The sequence below is a fragment of the Bradyrhizobium sp. Pha-3 genome (assembly GCF_042258325.1).
Lineage (GTDB): Bacteria > Pseudomonadota > Alphaproteobacteria > Rhizobiales > Xanthobacteraceae > Bradyrhizobium > Bradyrhizobium elkanii.
The window spans coordinates 7,237,226-7,253,104 of sequence record NZ_CP170151.1 but is presented as its reverse complement, the minus strand read 5'-3'; the positions used below and the strand labels follow the sequence as shown (position 1 = coordinate 7,253,104).

Annotated in this window: 16 protein-coding genes; 14 read left to right on the top strand and 2 right to left on the bottom strand. The window is 64.8% G+C overall.

The features are described 5' to 3' along the window. The first annotated feature begins 54 nt into the window (after positions 1 to 54). From ACE10X_RS34630 to ACE10X_RS34615, 4 genes are all read left to right on the top strand, one after another. Positions 55 to 237, top strand: coding sequence for a hypothetical protein (locus tag ACE10X_RS34630; RefSeq protein WP_028343296.1), 183 nt, complete (start codon positions 55 to 57; stop codon positions 235 to 237). A gap of 125 nt (positions 238 to 362) precedes the next feature. Further along, positions 363 to 1,265: a DnaJ C-terminal domain-containing protein gene (locus tag ACE10X_RS34625; protein WP_038387750.1), complete on the top strand. Its 903-nt coding sequence runs from the start codon at positions 363 to 365 to the stop codon at positions 1,263 to 1,265. Then, positions 1,262 to 1,537 carry a chaperone modulator CbpM gene (locus ACE10X_RS34620; protein WP_038387751.1) on the top strand — a complete coding sequence of 92 codons (276 nt, stop codon included), beginning with the start codon at positions 1,262 to 1,264 and terminating at the stop codon, positions 1,535 to 1,537. The genes ACE10X_RS34625 and ACE10X_RS34620 overlap by 4 nt, the downstream gene beginning before the upstream one ends. 51 nt (positions 1,538 to 1,588) lie before the next feature. Further along, positions 1,589 to 1,813 carry a hypothetical protein gene (locus tag ACE10X_RS34615; RefSeq protein WP_016843345.1) on the top strand — a complete coding sequence of 75 codons (225 nt, stop codon included), beginning with the start codon at positions 1,589 to 1,591 and terminating at the stop codon, positions 1,811 to 1,813. Positions 1,814 to 1,899: 86 nt separating this feature from the next. Here the strand turns inward: ACE10X_RS34615 and ACE10X_RS34610 are convergent, their stop codons facing one another. Further along, on the bottom strand, positions 1,900 to 2,133 hold the full coding sequence (locus tag ACE10X_RS34610; protein ID WP_016843346.1) for a hypothetical protein: 234 nt from the start codon (positions 2,131 to 2,133) through the stop codon (positions 1,900 to 1,902). 61 nt (positions 2,134 to 2,194) lie between these two features. Further along, complete coding sequence (ybaL, locus tag ACE10X_RS34605; protein WP_375763434.1) at positions 2,195 to 3,916, bottom strand: YbaL family putative K(+) efflux transporter; 1,722 nt, start codon at positions 3,914 to 3,916, stop codon at positions 2,195 to 2,197. 113 nt (positions 3,917 to 4,029) lie between these two features. On the opposite strand from ybaL, the gene ACE10X_RS34600 reads away from it, so the two are divergent. The 10 genes from ACE10X_RS34600 to ACE10X_RS34555 all read left to right on the top strand — a co-directional run bounded on the left by ACE10X_RS34600 (position 4,030) and on the right by ACE10X_RS34555 (position 15,809). Next, positions 4,030 to 4,695: an HAD family hydrolase gene (locus ACE10X_RS34600; protein WP_304556801.1), complete on the top strand. Its 666-nt coding sequence runs from the start codon at positions 4,030 to 4,032 to the stop codon at positions 4,693 to 4,695. Between the two features lie 9 nt (positions 4,696 to 4,704). Continuing rightward, positions 4,705 to 5,658, top strand: coding sequence for a sugar-binding transcriptional regulator (locus tag ACE10X_RS34595; RefSeq protein WP_038387756.1), 954 nt, complete (start codon positions 4,705 to 4,707; stop codon positions 5,656 to 5,658). 344 nt (positions 5,659 to 6,002) lie between these two features. Further along, positions 6,003 to 7,316 (top strand): sugar ABC transporter substrate-binding protein, encoded by a 1,314-nt coding sequence (locus tag ACE10X_RS34590; RefSeq protein WP_051003245.1) that lies wholly within the window; start codon positions 6,003 to 6,005, stop codon positions 7,314 to 7,316. Between the two features lie 136 nt (positions 7,317 to 7,452). Beyond that, positions 7,453 to 8,325 (top strand): carbohydrate ABC transporter permease, encoded by an 873-nt coding sequence (locus tag ACE10X_RS34585; protein ID WP_038387761.1) that lies wholly within the window; start codon positions 7,453 to 7,455, stop codon positions 8,323 to 8,325. A gap of 4 nt (positions 8,326 to 8,329) precedes the next feature. After that, positions 8,330 to 9,160, top strand: coding sequence for a carbohydrate ABC transporter permease (locus ACE10X_RS34580; RefSeq protein WP_038387757.1), 831 nt, complete (start codon positions 8,330 to 8,332; stop codon positions 9,158 to 9,160). A gap of 16 nt (positions 9,161 to 9,176) precedes the next feature. Next, positions 9,177 to 10,184: an ABC transporter ATP-binding protein gene (locus tag ACE10X_RS34575; protein WP_038387758.1), complete on the top strand. Its 1,008-nt coding sequence runs from the start codon at positions 9,177 to 9,179 to the stop codon at positions 10,182 to 10,184. Positions 10,185 to 10,277: 93 nt separating this feature from the next. Next, positions 10,278 to 11,051 (top strand): SDR family NAD(P)-dependent oxidoreductase, encoded by a 774-nt coding sequence (locus tag ACE10X_RS34570; RefSeq protein WP_038387762.1) that lies wholly within the window; start codon positions 10,278 to 10,280, stop codon positions 11,049 to 11,051. A gap of 42 nt (positions 11,052 to 11,093) precedes the next feature. Further along, positions 11,094 to 12,746, top strand: a complete 1,653-nt coding sequence (locus ACE10X_RS34565) for an FGGY-family carbohydrate kinase (protein ID WP_304556796.1) — start codon at positions 11,094 to 11,096, stop codon at positions 12,744 to 12,746. Positions 12,747 to 12,756: 10 nt separating this feature from the next. Beyond that, positions 12,757 to 13,695, top strand: coding sequence for a carbohydrate kinase (locus tag ACE10X_RS34560; protein WP_038387764.1), 939 nt, complete (start codon positions 12,757 to 12,759; stop codon positions 13,693 to 13,695). Positions 13,696 to 14,102: 407 nt separating this feature from the next. Further along, complete coding sequence (locus ACE10X_RS34555) at positions 14,103 to 15,809, top strand: pyrroloquinoline quinone-dependent dehydrogenase (RefSeq protein ID WP_375763433.1); 1,707 nt, start codon at positions 14,103 to 14,105, stop codon at positions 15,807 to 15,809. Positions 15,810 to 15,879: the final 70 nt, after the last annotated feature.

Here is a 15,879-nt window from a genome sequence, read left to right as displayed (position 1 = left end):
CGGAGCGCGGTATTGTCCCGCCTGTGCGCAAGCGATCATCACTGGAGGTTGGTCATGGCACAGAGTCACGGTGGCGATGGACAGCTCGACGATGGCAAGCCGCGCTTGAGCGAGGACGATATGCAGCGCGCCCTGCTGGGTCCGCGGGGCGTGCCGGGCAAGGCGGATACCGCCAAGATGACGCCGCAGCAGCAAAAGAACATGCCGAACTATCTGGACCCCGGACATACATCCTAGCTCGTCATGTGACGTGAGCGCATGCTGCGTCGGCCAGCTCCGGGCGGCGCGCCTGCGCACTTGCAAATCGCCTGCTTTTGCGCCCTCATGATTGCAGGTGCACTCACGGTGTTGCGGAGCAGGTTGTGAGAAATCCGTACGAGGTTCTTGGCGTTGCCCCGACGGCGTCTGCGGCCGATATCCAGAAGGCCTATCGAAAGCTGGCGAAGAAGCTGCACCCGGACCTCAATCCGGGTGACAAGGCGGCCGAAGACAAATTCAAGGAAGTCGCTGCTGCGAACGATCTGCTCTCGGATGCCGAGAAGCGCAAGCGCTTCGACGCCGGCGAGATCGATGCTGATGGCGCCGAGCGGCCGCAGCATCGCTACTACCGGGATTTCGCCACCGCCGATGCGGGGCATCCTTACGCCGACAGTTCCGGCTATGCCGACTACATGGACCAGGACGACGCCTTCGCCGAGTTGCTCCGGCGCAGCGAGCAGGCGCGCGCCAACCGGCGCGGCCGCGATTTGCATTACGCTCTCGCGATAGACTTCGCGGAATCGATCACCGGTGCGAACAAGCGGCTGACGCTTCCCGACGGCGGTACGCTCGACGTGACGATCCCGCCGGGGCTCGTCGATGGCCAGATCATTCGTCTGCGCGGCAAGGGCATGTCCGGCAGCGGCAAGGGCGGTCCCGGCGATGCGCTGATCGAGGTGGAGGTTCGCCCCGACCCGCGCTTCACCCGCGAGGGTGACGACATTACGCTGGAACTGCCGATCTCGCTGTCCGAGGCGGTGCTCGGCGGAAAAGTCCGCGTTCCGACGCCGACCGGCGCCGTGACCATGACGGTTCCGAAGGGATCGAACACCGGCACGACCATGCGGTTGCGCGGCAAGGGCGCGCCCCGCGTCGGCGGCGGCCATGGCGACGAGCTCGTCAAGCTCAAGGTGGTCCTGCCCAAGGGACCCGATCCCGAGCTGGAGGCGTTTGTGTCGAACTGGGATCGAAAGGCATTCGATCCGCGCGAGGGTGGTGCATCATGAACAAGCAGCAGTTCCTCACCAGTGCAGGTCTGGAGGTGCAGACCCTGGAGTTCTGGATCGAGCAGCAATGGCTCGTGCCGGACGAGACCGCCAGCGAGGTCAGCTTCTCCGACACCGACGTGGCGCGAGCGCATCTGATCCGGGACCTGAAGGGCGACTTCGGCGTCAACGACGAGGGCATCGACGTCATCCTCCATCTGGTCGATCAGCTGCACGGCCTGCGCCGTGCGTTCGAGCAATTGCACAAGGATATGGCGTCAACACCGCGCTAGGCGCCTCACTTACGACGAACCTCAGCCTTGAGATCAGCCTGGGAGACGATCATGACGGACAAGCCGACGCCGCTGGCGCATGGCGAGATCGACGTTCTTATCCTGCAGGCGCTGGTGCGCAAGCTGATCGCGAAGGGCGTGCTGACGCCGGACGACGTCCGCTCGATGCTGTTCGAGGCCGCCAAGAATCTTGACCTGGTCGGCAGCGAGCTGACGACGGAAGCCGCCAACATCATCGTGCAGGAAGATCTGGCGCCGGCATTTCTTGGCGGCTAGAGCATGATCCGGAGAAGTGGAAGCCGGTTTTCCCTCGCGACAAACGCGAAGCGTTTGCGCAGAGATCATGCTCGAATGAAGTGGCGTCAGGTCTGGCCGCTGCGGGTGGAGACCAGCCGGATCCGGGTGACCTGACCGGCATTGCCGGCGAGATAGGCTTGCGCGTCACGCACCAGCCGCTCCACGGCGGCCGCGTCATAGCTCGGATGACGGGTGTTCAGATGCAGGTCGGTCTCGACCTGCATGACGTTTGTCGTGTCCGCGGCGCCGATCTCGACGGAGAACGACACCAGCGAAACGTGCGGGCTCTTGAAGGCCATGCTTTGATCTCCCTCATCGCGTGATGCGCGGCGTGCATCGGTGCGGCGGGCGTAATCTATCTCAAGCGGCCGAATCCTGCTCGGCGGTTCGCATAGCAGCTGGCCGCGCCCTGTCGAGCTCCTCGATCATGCCGCGGGCGATCTCGCGCTCGCCCATGATCACGATGTCGGCGCCAAGTCCTTTCAGATGATCGACCTCGGCGTCGGAATGCGCACGGGCGATGATCTGAATATCGGCATTCGCGGCGCGCGCCTGCTCGACGATCTGGCCGGCCTCGAAGGCTTCGGGAATGGCGATGACCAGCGATCGCGCGCCGGCCGGATTGGTCGCGCGCAGCACGCTGGCGCGCGCGGCGTTGCCGATCAAGGCTTCGATGCCCCGCTCCTTGAGCTTGGCGACCATGTCGTCGGATGCCTCGACCGCGAGGAACGGCGCGCTGCGTTGATGCAGCGCTTCGCCGACGATGCTGCCGACCCGGCCGTAGCCGACCAGGATGGTGTGATCCTGCAATTCGGTGACCGCGATTGGTTCAGAAGCTCCGGCGGTCGGCGAGGAGGCCTGCGGTTTCTCGAGCCGCGTCGTCAGCCAGTCGACCACCGCGAACACCAGCGGGTTGAGCATGATCGAGACGATCGCGCCCGCCAGGATCAGGTCGCGGCCGGCCTTCGGCAGCAGATTGAGCGCAACGCCGAGTTCGGCCAGGATGAAGGAGAATTCGCCGATCTGGGCGAGACTCGCCGAGATCATCAGGGCGGTCGCCATCGGATGACGGAACAGCACGACGATCAGAAGGGCGGCGATCGACTTGCCGACCACGATGACGAACAGCGTCGCGACGAACGGCCAGGGCTCGCGCACCACGCTGAGCGGATCGAACAGCATGCCGACGGAGACGAAGAACAGCACCGCGAATGCGTCGCGCAGCGGCAGTGTTTCCTGGGCCGCGCGCTGGCTGAGCGGCGATTCCCGCAGCATCATTCCGGCGAAGAAGGCGCCGAGCGCCAGCGAGACACCGAACAGCTTGGTGGCGCCGAATGCGATGCAGAGCGCGATCGCGAGCACGGTCAGCCGGAACAGCTCGCGCGAGCCGGTATGCGCGATGTAGTGCAGGACCCAGGGGATCAGCCGGCGCCCGACCACCAGCATCAGCACGATGAACACGGCGATCTTGATCAGCGTCAGCACCAGCACGCCGGTCAATCCGAGACCGAAACGGGCGGCGAGCGGGTCGGAGGTGAGCGCCGCGCCATCGCCGCCCTGCAAGCTCGCCACCGCCGGGAATAGCACCAGCGCCAGCACCATGGCGAGGTCTTCGACGATCAGCCAGCCGACCGCGATCTTGCCGCGTTCGGTGTCCATCAGGCGGCGCTCTTGCAGCGCGCGCAACAGCACGACGGTACTTGCGACCGACAGCGCGAGACCGAACACCAGACCGGCGCCGACGGTCCAGCCCATCAACAGGGCGAGGCCAAGGCCCATCAATGTGGCGACCGCAATCTGCGCAATCGCGCCGGGCACCGCGATCGCGCGCACCGACAACAGATCGTTCAGCGAGAAATGCAGGCCGACGCCGAACATCAGAAGAATGATACCGAGCTCCGCGAGCTCGGTTGCCAGCGCCTGATCGGCGACGAAGCCAGGCGTGAAGGGGCCGACGGCCACGCCCGCGAGCAGATAACCGACCAGTGGCGGAACCCGAAAGCGCTGGGCGATGGTTCCGAAGACGAAAGCTAATCCGAGACCCGCGACGATGGTCGCGATCAGAGGTGTGTCATGCGGCATTTCGCCTTGTCGCACAGCATCCCTGGCGGTGCACCGCGACCATTTGAGGCGCGGCATTCCGCGCGAAACTGTGATCTATTGCTCATGGCATGAGCATATGATCTCATGCCTGGATGGATCCGCGGCTTCCCGAGACCGATCTCGTCATCTTCGACTGCGACGGCGTGCTCGTCGACAGCGAGGAATTGAGCTGCCGCTGCCTTGCCGAGGCGATGGTGCAGGCCGGCATCGGGATGAGCACCGAGCGGGCGCTCGAACTCTTCCTCGGCCGCAGCACCGCGGCCCTGGTCGACTACTGCCGGGGCGTGGGAAAGCCGTTGCCCGAGACGTTTCTGCCCGACCTGGCGCTGCAGGTCCGTGAGACCTTCCGCTCCCGGCTCAAGCCGATCGCCGGCGTCGCGGCGGTGCTCAAGGAATTGCGGCTGCCGTATTGTGTCGCCTCGTCGAGCGATCTCGAGCGCGTGAAGTTTTCGCTGGAGTTGACCGGCCTCGCCGCCAGCTTCGGACCGCGGCTCTACACCGCGCAGATGGTCAAGCACGGCAAGCCGGCCCCGGATCTGTTCTTGCATGCGGCAAGCGCGATGGGCGCCACGCCGCGCCGCACGCTCGTGATCGAGGACAGCGTCAGCGGGGTGACCGCGGCGAAGGCGGCGGGCATGAAAGTGTGGGGATTTGTCGGCGGCGCCCACTATCGGTTGGCGGATGGCAGTGTTCTGCTGCGGCAGGCCGGGGCGGATCGAATCTTCGCCGCGATGACGGATTTCTGGATGGAAGGCTGACGCAAGACGATGGCTGCGCCCGACAACGAAAAGTCTCGCCTCGACGATGCGGCGCGCGCCGGCTGGCTGTATTTCATCGCGGGCCATACCCAGGATGAGATTGCGAAAATGCTGCAGGTGTCGCGCGCCTCGGCGCAGCGCCTGGTGTCGCTGTGCCTGGCGGAGCGGCTGATCACGTTTCGCCTCGAACACCCCATCGCGGCCTGCATGGAGCTGGCCTCCCGGCTGAAGGCGCGGTTCGACCTGGTGCATTGCGACGTCGTGCCGACCGATCCGGCGGCGCCGCTGTCGAATGCGGGGATCGCCGAGCGCAGCGCCAATCTGCTGGAGATGACGCTGCGTTCGGAGACGCCGGTGATCGTCGCGCTCGGCACCGGCCGCGCGGTGCGCGCCGCGGTCGAGCGGGTCTCGCCGATCGAGCGGCCCGATCACCAGATCGTCTCGCTGGTCGGCAACATCTCCGCCGACGGCTCGGCAAGCTTCTACGACACGGTGGGACGGCTCGCCGATCGCACCGGTGCGCGCCATTACCCGATGCCGCTGCCGTTCCTGATGTCGAGCGAGGACGAGCGCAACCGGATGGTGCGCATCGACCCGATCGCGCGGGTGAGGGCGGTCGCCGCCAGGGCCGATCTGCGGCTGATCGGCATCGGCCAGATGGACCAGAAGGCCCAGGTCCATGTCGACGGCTTCGTCACCCGCGAGGAGCTGCTCGAGATGATGCGGCTCGGCGCGATCGGCGAGGTGACCGGCTGGGCCTATGACGCCAGGGGCCGCCTGATCAAGGGCGGCACCAACAAGCGGCTGACGAGCATTCCGCCGCAGATCCCCGCGGAAGCGACCACGATCGCCGCGGCCGTCGGCGCCGCCAAGGTGCCGTCGATCAAGGCCGCATTGGCGGGCCGGGTGATCAACGGCCTCATCACCGATGAGGCGACCGCGCGCGCGGTGCTGGATCGCTAGGCGCCACGAGTCGGCTGCGCTCCCTCTCCCGCTGCTTGCGGGGGAGGGCTGGGGTGGGGGTCTATCCTCAAGTCATATCGTGGAGAGAACCCCCACCCGGATTGCATCTCCGATGCAATCCGACCTCCTCCCAAGCGGGAGAGGTAAACCTTCAGTGCTGCTCCAGCTCAATCCAATTCCAGTCAGCCGCTCTCTTCGCCTCCGCAAACACCTCCATTCCAGGCTGTGGTGGAACCCGCAAACGCGCGGAACGGCGCTCTCGCGCGCTTGACAAAATTTGGCGACAGGATGAACATACGCTCAACACGTGGGCATATGCTCAACGTGACATAAGGGAGGTCACCTTGAAAAACGTCCTTTGCGCCGTTGCGGGCGCGGCTGCTCTTTTGATCTCTGCCCCCTCGATCGCCCAGACCACGTTGACGGTGGCGACCGTCAACAACAGCGACATGATCCGCATGCAGGGGCTCACCAGCGAATTCACCGCGAAGAATCCGGACATAACGGTGAAATGGGTGACGCTCGAGGAGAACGTGCTGCGCCAGCGCGTGACCACCGACATCGCCACCAAGGGCGGCCAGTTCGACGTGCTCACCATCGGCACCTACGAGGTGCCGATCTGGGCCAAGAAGAGCTGGCTGGTGCCGCTCGACAAGCTCGGCGCCGACTACGACGTTGGTGACTTGCTGCCGAAGATCAAGGATGCCGTTTCGGTCGACGGCAAGCTCTATGCCGCGCCGTTCTACGGCGAGAGCTCGATGGTGATGTACCGCACCGACCTGTTCGACAAGGCCGGCCTGAAGATGCCGGAAAGCCCGACCTGGGACTTCGTGGTCGACGCGGCCAAGAAGCTGACCGACAAGTCGGGCGGCGTCTACGGCATCTGCCTGCGCGGCAAGGCCGGCTGGGGCGAGAACATGGCGTTCCTGACCGCGATGTCCAACTCGTTCGGCGCGCGATGGTTCGACGAGAAGTGGGAGCCGCAGTTCAATTCGCCGGAATGGAAGAAGACGCTGACGACCTATGTCGACCTGATGAAGCAAGCCGGACCTCCCGGCGCCTCGTCCAACGGTTTCAACGAGAACCTCGCGCTGTTCAGCGCCGGCAAATGCGCGATGTGGATCGACGCCACGGTGGCGGCGTCCATGGTGACCAACCCGAAGGATTCCAAGGTTGCCGACAAGGTCGGCTTCGCGCTGGCCCCGAACACCGGGCTCGGCAAGAACGCCAACTGGCTGTGGGCGTGGAGCCTCGCGATCCCCGCCGGCTCGAAGAAGGTTGACGCGGCCGAGAAGTTCATCGCCTGGGCGACCAGCAAGGATTACACCAAGCTCGTCGCGTCGAAGGAAGGCTGGTCCAACGTGCCGCCCGGCACGCGCACCTCGCTCTACAAGAACCCCGACTATCTGAAGGTCGCGCCCTTCGCCAAGCTGACGCTGGCCTCGATCGATGCGGCCGATCCGAACAAGCCGACGGTGAAGCCGGTGCCTTACGTGGGCGTGCAGTATGCGGCGATCCCTGAATTCCAGGGCATCGGCACCCAGGTCGGCCAGCAGTTCTCGGCCGCGCTGTCCGGCTCGACCACCGTCGACGCGGCGCTCTCGGCTGCGCAGTCCGCGACCGAGCGCGAGATGAAGCGCGCGGGCTATATCAAGTAGACCACGCCTGGACCAAAGCCGGGGCGCGGTGTGCGCCCTGGCCTCCCGACCAGCTTAGACCTCCCGAGCTGGGCCACTTGCGACCATCCTGTCCCGCAGCGGGATGGTCGCTCCTTTCCGAAAGAAGGAGGCGGGGATGGCGACCCAGCAGACCCAACTGCTCGCACGCACGCTGCTCACGCCCGCCGTGGCGCTGCTGTTCATCTGGATGATCGTGCCGCTGGCGCTCACGATCTATTTCGCGACCCTGCACTACAATCTGCTCGATCCCGGGTCTGAATCGTTCGTTGGGCTGGAAAATTTCCGCTACTTCCTGACCGATCCGGCTTTCCTCGCCTCGTTGCAGAACACGCTGGTGCTGGTCGGCTCGGTGCTCGCGATCACGATCATCCTCGGCGTGCCGCTGGCGGTGCTGCTCGACCAGCAGGTGGTCGGGCTCTCGATCGTCCGGCTGATGGTGATCGCGCCATTCTTCGTGATGCCGACGGTGAGCGCGCTGGTCTGGAAGAACCTGTTGATGCATCCGGTGTCGGGCCTGTTCGCCTGGATCGCGCATCTGTTCGGGCTGCCGGCGATCGACTGGTTCAACGAGGCGCCGCTGTTCTCGGTGATCCTGATCATCTCCTGGCAATGGCTGCCGTTCGCGACCCTGATCCTGCTGACCGCGCTGCAATCGCTCGACGAGGAGCAGAAGGAGGCGGCCGAAATGGATGGCGCGAGCGCGATCTCGACCTTCATCTACATCACGCTGCCGCACCTGGCGCGCCCGATCACGGTGGTGATCCTGATCGAGACCATCTTCCTGCTCACGGTGTTTGCGGAGATCTTCGTCACCACCGGCGGCGGCCCCGGCCTGCAGACCACCAACATCGCCTTCCTGATCTATTCGCAGGCGCTGATCCAGTACGACGTCGGCAGCGCCTCGGCGGGCGGCCTGGTTGCGGTGGTCCTCGCCAACATCGTCGCGTTCTTCCTCGTTCGTATCGTCGGCCGGAATCTGGAGGCGTAACGTCATGGCGCGGATGGTCACGACACGGCGCAAGGTGGTCTCGACGATGGCGGCCTGGCTGGTCGGCTTCCTGATCTTCTTCCCGATCCTCTGGATGGTGCTGGCGAGCTTCAAGACCGAGCTTGAGGCGTTCGCGATCCCGCCCTCGTTCCTGTTCTTCCACTGGACCACCGAAAACTACGCCACGGTGCAGGAGCGCAGCGACTATTTCCACCACGCGCTCAACTCGATCATCATCGCCGGCGGCTCGACGCTGATCGCGATGTTGATCGCGATTCCGGCTGCATGGTCGATGGCGTTCTCGCCGACCAAGCGGACCAAGGACGTGCTGCTCTGGATGCTCTCCACCAAGATGATGCCGCCGGTCGGCGTGCTGGTGCCGATCTATCTGATCTACCGCACCTTCGGCCTGCTCGACACAAGAAGCGGCCTGATCTTCATCCTGTGCCTCGGCAATCTGCCGATCGTGATCTGGATGCTGTTCACCTATTTCAAGGAAATTCCGAAGGACATCCTCGAGGCGGCGCGGATGGACGGCGCCACGATCGGGCGCGAGCTGATCTATGTGCTGACGCCGATGGCGGTGCCGGGGCTGGCCTCGACGTTGCTGCTCAATCTGATCCTGGCGTGGAACGAGGCGTTCTGGACCCTCAATCTGTCGACGCTCGAGGCCGCGCCGCTCACCGTCTTCATCGCGTCCTATTCCAGCCCGGAAGGATTGTTCTGGGCGAAATTGTCGGCGGCGTCGACGCTCGCGATCGCGCCCATTCTCGTGCTCGGCTGGTTCAGTCAGCGGCAGCTCGTCCGCGGCCTGACCTTCGGCGCGGTCAAGTAGCAGAAAGGCTTTTGCCATGGGTCAGATTACGCTGCAGGGTGTGCAAAAATCGTTCGGGCCGGTCCACATCATCAAGGGCGCCGATCTCGACATCGCCGACGGCTCCTTCGTCGTCTTCGTCGGCCCGTCCGGCTGCGGCAAGACCACGCTGCTGCGGCTGATCGCGGGGCTCGAGGATGTCACCGGCGGCGCCATCCTGATCGACGGGCGCAACGTAGTCGATGTGCCGCCGGCCAAGCGCGGGCTGTCGATGGTGTTCCAGTCCTATGCGCTCTATCCGCATATGAGCGTGCGCGGCAACATCGCGTTCGGCCTGAAGATGGCCGGCATCGCCAAGGACGAGATCAACCGCAAGGTCGAGGCGGCCGCAGCAACGCTCAACCTGACGCCCTATCTCGACCGCAAGCCGCGCGAGCTCTCCGGCGGCCAGCGCCAGCGCGTCGCGATCGGGCGCGCCATCGTGCGCGAGCCGAAGGCGTTCCTGTTCGACGAGCCGCTGTCGAACCTCGACGCCGCGCTGCGGGTGCAGATGCGGCTCGAAGTGACGCGGTTGCAGAAGCAGCTCGGCACCACGGCGATCTACGTCACCCACGACCAGGTCGAGGCCATGACCATGGCCGACAAGATTGTGGTGCTGAACGGCGGCAAGATCGAGCAATACGGTTCGCCGCTCGAGCTCTACGAGAAGCCGGCCAACCTGTTCGTCGCCGGCTTCATCGGCTCGCCGAAGATGAATTTCGTCACCGATGAGATCGCGAAGCAGCAGGGCGCCGCGACCATCGGGGTACGACCCGAGCATTTGAGGGTCGAGCGCGACGGGCAGGGCGGCTGGCACGGCACCGTCTCGGTCGCCGAGCATCTCGGCAGCGACACCTTCCTCTATGTCGACGCCGGACCGCTGGGAATGCTGACTGCGCGCTATGTCGGCGAGCTCGATCTGCATCCCGGCGACCGGGTGTCGCTGATCCCGGATCCGGCGCGCATCCACCGTTTCGACGACAGCGGAAAATCGATTCACGCGTAGAGCATGATCCGGACCCGGAGGGCCGCGTTAGCGCAGAGTGTGAAGCGGTTTTCCGAACAGATCATGCTCAAAAAGAAGCTAAGGAAGAAGAAAATGTATCTCGAAAAATTCAGGCTCGGCGGCAAGACCGCCATCATCACCGGCGCGGGTCAGGGCATCGGGCTCGCCTGCGCCGAAGCGCTCGCCGAGGCCGGCGCCAAGGTCATCATCGGCGACCGTGACGTCAAGGTCGCCAATGACGCGTTAGCCGCGCTGAAGGCCAAGGGCTTCGACGCCGACATCGCGCTGATGGACGTGACGGATTCCCGCCGCGTCTCTGCGGTCGCCGACGAGCTGGTGCGCAAATACGGCAAGGTCGACATTCTCGTCAACAATGCCGGCATCGCCCGCAGCGAGACGCCGGCGGAAACGGTGACCGACGAGCACTGGCTCAACGTCATCGACGTCAACCTGAACGGCACCTTCTGGTGCTGCCGCGCCTTCGGCAATCACATGCTGAAGGCGAAATCCGGCACCATCGTCAATGTCGGCTCGATGTCCGGCTTCATCGTCAACAAGCCGCAGGAACAGTGCTTCTACAACGCCTCCAAGGCCGCGGTGCATCATCTCACCAAATCGCTCGCGGCCGAATGGGGCGCGCGCGGGGTTCGCGTCAACGCCGTGGCGCCGACCTATATCGAGACGCCGCTGAACGCGTTCGTGAAGAACAGCCCCAAAATGTACGACGCCTGGATCGGTGGAACCCCGATGGCGCGGATGGGGCAGGTCGACGAGATCGCCTCCGTCGTCTTGTTCCTGGCCTCCGACGCCGCGAGCCTGATGACCGGAAGCATCGTTCTGGTCGATGGCGGCTACACTTGCTGGTAGGGTTGCCCGGGGAGATCGTGCTCAACAGAAGATAGAGCGGCCATGCGGCAAGCCTATATCGGGGTGGACGTCGGAAGCACCAGCGCCCGGGCGGGCGTGTTCGACGAGTCGGGGAAGCTTTTGGGTTCGGCCCGGCACCCGATCCGGGTCTGGCACGAGCCCGGCGATATCGTCGAGCAATCGTCCGACGACATCTGGGCAGCCTGCGTCGCCTCGGTGCGCAATGCGATGCAGGAGGCTGCGGTTGGGGCCGAAAGCGTCAAAGGCATCGGCTTCGACGCGACCTGTTCGCTGGTCGTGCTCGACAGGGCTGGCCGGCCGCTCACCGTCAGTCCGTCCGGCGATCCCGCGCGCAATGTCGTGGTCTGGATGGATCACCGCGCGATGGACGAGACCGAATTCGTCAATGCGACCGGCGACAAGGTGCTGCGCTATGTCGGCGGCGCCATCTCGCCGGAGATGGAGATCCCGAAAATCCTCTGGCTGAAACGGCATCTGCCCGCGACCTTCGAGGCTGCCGGGCACTTCTTCGATCTTGCCGACTATCTCTCGTTCCGCGCGTCCGGCTCGCTGGCGCGCTCGACCTGCACCGTTACCTGCAAATGGACCTATGTCGCTGATGAGGGCGGCTGGAGTGAAGCCTTTTTCAAGCGGGTCGGGCTCGAGGCGCTCGCGGCCGATCGCTTTGGGCGGATCGGCAGCGAGATCGTGCCGCCCGGCTCGCCGCTCGGCCGTGGGCTGTCCGAGGATGCCGCGCGCGATCTCAGCCTGCTGCCGGGAACCGCGGTCGGGGCCTCCCTGATTGATGCCCATGCCGGCGGCGTCGGCGCGATCGGCGGCCGCGATGGCTCCGGCGCCGAGGTCGATGTCTGCCAACGGCTCGCCTACATCATGGGAACGTCGGCCTGCATCATGGCGACGACGGTCGATCCCTGCTTCGTGCCCGGCGTCTGGGGGCCGTATTTCGAAGGCATGGTGCCGGGCTTCTGGCTGAACGAGGGCGGCCAATCCGCGGCGGGCGCTGCGATCGATCACCTGCTCAAGTCGCATCCGGCGCATGCCGAGGTTGTGCTCGCGGCGAAGCACGACGGCGTCGACGTCATCGAGTATCTCGAGAAGCCCATCCTGGCGCGCAGCGGCAATGCCGGTGCGGCGGCGTTGCTGGCGCGCCACGTTCACGTCCTGCCGGAATTTCTCGGCAACCGTTCGCCCTATGCCGATCCCGGCTCGCGTGCCGTGATCGCGGGGCTCGATCTCGACACCGACGTGTCGGCGCTGGAGCGGCTGTTCATTGCCGGCCTGTGCGGGCTTGCCTATGGCCTTGCCGACGTCATCGACGCCTTGCAGGCGCATGGCGTCAATGGCAAGACCATCGTGATCGGCGGTGGCGCGAGCCGCAGCCCCCTGGTGCGCCAGATCATGGCCGACACGACAGGCTACGCAGTGGCGCTGCCGCAAACCCAGGAGCCGGTGCTGCTCGGCGCCGCGATGCTGGGCGCGGTCGCCAGCGGCGCGCACAATTCGATCAATGCGGCGATGGCCGGCATGTCGGCGCTTGGGCGATTGAGCGAGCCGACCAGGCCGGAGCTTGCCGATTTCCACCGCAAGAAGCGCGGCGTGCACAAGATGCTGCGAGAGCTTGACCGCGACAGCCGCGAGGCGATGAGGCGGGCGCCCGGCGAAGCGCCGACGTAAGGTTTGTCCCATGCTGCTGAGTTGCGGAGATGCGCTGATCGATTTCCTGCCGTCGAAGACGACGGATGGACGCGAGGCCCTGACGCCCGCGGTCGGCGGCTCCTGCCTCAACATCGCGATCGGCAGCGCCCGGCTCGACGTTCCGACCGGCTTTGTCGGCGGCATCTCGACCGACACCTTCGGCAAGATGATCGCCGATCATGCCGCGGCGTCCGGCGTCGATCTTCGTCGCGCCACGCGCAGCAATCGCCAGGCCACGCTGGCCTTTGCGCGCGTCACCGGCACCGAGACGCAATACGCCTTCTACGACGCCGACACCGCATCGCGGAACTGGATCTATCGGCGCGATGCGGTCGCGCTTGACGGCATCACCTGCCTCCACACCGGCTCAACCACGCTGGTCCATGACAAGGGTGCGGCGGAGACGCTGGCCTTGATCGAGAATGCGCGGCCGAATGTGACGATCGCGCTCGATCCGAACTGCCGGCCGAATCTCGTCACGGACAAGGACGCCTACCGTGCGCGCATGCTAACGTTCTGCGGCAAGGCCGACATCGTGAAAATGTCCGACGTCGACTTCGCCTATCTGTTCGGCGACGAGGCCTACGCTGCGCGCGCTGAGGCGCTGCTGTCGGGCGGCGCATCGCTTGTCGTCATCACGCGCGGCCATGATGGCGCCTGCGCTTGGCATCGCAAGGCCGGACCGATCGCGGCCGAAGCGCCGGTGGTGAACGTCGTCGATACGATCGGCGCCGGCGACAGTTTTCAGGCCGCGCTGCTCGCCGCGTTGCATCGGCTGGACCGGATCGCGCGACAGCGGCTGCGCGACGTCTCCGCGGCCGAGCTGATCCGTGCGCTGTCTTTTGCTTGCAAATGCGCCGCCTTCACCTGCACGCGGCCCGGCGCCGATCCGCCGCGGAGCCGGGAGTTGCCGGCCGACTATTGGTAGGCCGCGCACGGCCTCAGCCGGCGCGGCGTCTCGCGCGATGCCGTCGCTTGACGCTTAGTCTCATTTTGCGTGCTGCGCCTGCGAAGGCAAATCTGCCCGGCGATGCGTGAAGGTGTCCGAAGCACCCGATATCGTTCGGATTTGATGCCAGCCCGCGATCGCTGCATTTCGAGCGTGCGAAGTCATGCTGCTTCGGCTTCGCATTGAGCGCATCGGTTGTCTTTGTGAAAGACCGCGCTAACATGGAACCCATCCATCGATACCTGTCGTCGTCCTTTTTTGATCGTCTATTGCAGCGCAACCAGGCCACGCAACGGGTTGCGCGCTCGCCAGCGGCGGCCGGGCCTCGAAGGGAAGTAGCAGATACGCATCCCTAATATTGCAACCAAGAAATAACGGGGGAAGATATGTATGTGAAAGGGCTTGCGGCATTCGCCGCGCTCGGCGTTGGCCTGTTGTCGGGCGCCGCCGTCGCACAGGAAGTCAAGCAGGAGAAGCAGTCGGTCCTCGGTAACGCCAATGTTTCTCCGGTGACCCAGGAGCAGCTCAACGCCGCCGACGAGAACAGCAGAGACTTCCTGCTCACCAACGGCAACTATGCCCAGACGCGATTCTATCCGGGCAAGCAGATCAGCCGCGACAATGTGAAGAACCTGCACGTCGCATGGATCTTCCAGACCGACGTCAAGGAATCGCTTGAGACATCTCCGATCGTCGTCGATGGCGTGATGTTCGTCACGACGTCGTTCAGCCATGTCTATGCGCTCGACGCCAAGACCGGACAGCAGCTCTGGCACTATGCCCATAAGATGGGCCCGATCACGGTTTATTGCTGCGGTCCCAACAATCGTGGCGTCCAGGTGCTCGGCGACCGGGTCTATCTGGCGACGCTCGATTCCAAGCTGATGGCGCTGAATGCCAAGACCGGCGAGGTGGTCTGGACCACCAACATCGCCGATCCCGAGCTCGGCTACAGCGAGACGATGGCGCCGACGGTGGTCAAGGACAAGGTCCTGATCGGAACCAATGGCGGCGAATACGGCATCCGCGGCTTCGTGCGCGCCTATGACGCCAAGACCGGCAAGCAGCTCTGGAATTTCCACACCATTCCGGAGAACTCCGTCGGTGTCTGGGCGACAAAGGATGCCACCGGCCGCGACATGCATCGCAATATCCAGGCCGAGAAGGACATGCTCGCCAAGATCGGCGATCCCTATGCCAAGCTCGGTGGCGGCGTGTGGCAGAACCCGTCGGTCGATCTCGCGACCAACCGGATCTACTTCGTCGTCGGCAACCCGTCGCCCGACCTCGACGGCTCGAACCGGCCCGGCGACAACCTCTATACCAACTCGCTGGTCTCGCTCGATCTCGACACCGGCAAGTATGTCTGCCACTTCCAGTACATCGCCCATGACGTCTGGGACCTCGACGCGGTCAGCCCGACGGTGCTGGTCAACGTCAAGGACAAGAGCGGCAAGACGATTCCCGGCGTCATTCATGCCGGCAAGACCGGACACATCTATGTGCACGATCGCAAGGACTGCAGCCTGATCCGCTTCTCCGAGGCGATGGTGCCGCAGGAGAACATGTGGGTGCTGCCGACCAAGGAAGGTGCGCGCATGCTGCCCGGCGCCAATGGCGGCGTCGAATGGTCGCCGATCGCGACCGATCCGGGACAGGAGCTGGCCTACGCCATCAACCTGCACCAGCCGATGACCTACCACGTCGAGAGCTCGGCCTATCCGAACGGCAAGCTGTGGCTGGGCGGTGCCTTCAAGGTGATCCCGGGCGAGAAGCAGGCGGGCAATATCACCGCGGTGAACTACAACAACGGCAAGATCAAATGGCAGGTCAACACGCCCGAGCCGATGATCGGTGGCATCCTCGCCACCGCCGGCGGCCTGGTCTTCACCGGCGAAGGCAACGGCAAGTTCGCGGCCTACAATTCGTCGAACGGCAAGGAGCTGTGGAGCTTCCGGGCCGGCGCCGGCGTCAACGCGCCGCCGTCGAGCTACATGGTCGGCGGCAAGCAATATGTCGTGGTCGGCGCGGGCGGCAACACCCAGCTCGACTACAAGCGTGGCAACAACATCATCGCCTTCACGCTCGACTGAGCCCGGGCCTGATGCATCACGCGTGCAAACATTGACGGCGAGGCGGGACCGGTTCGGTCCCGCCTCTGTT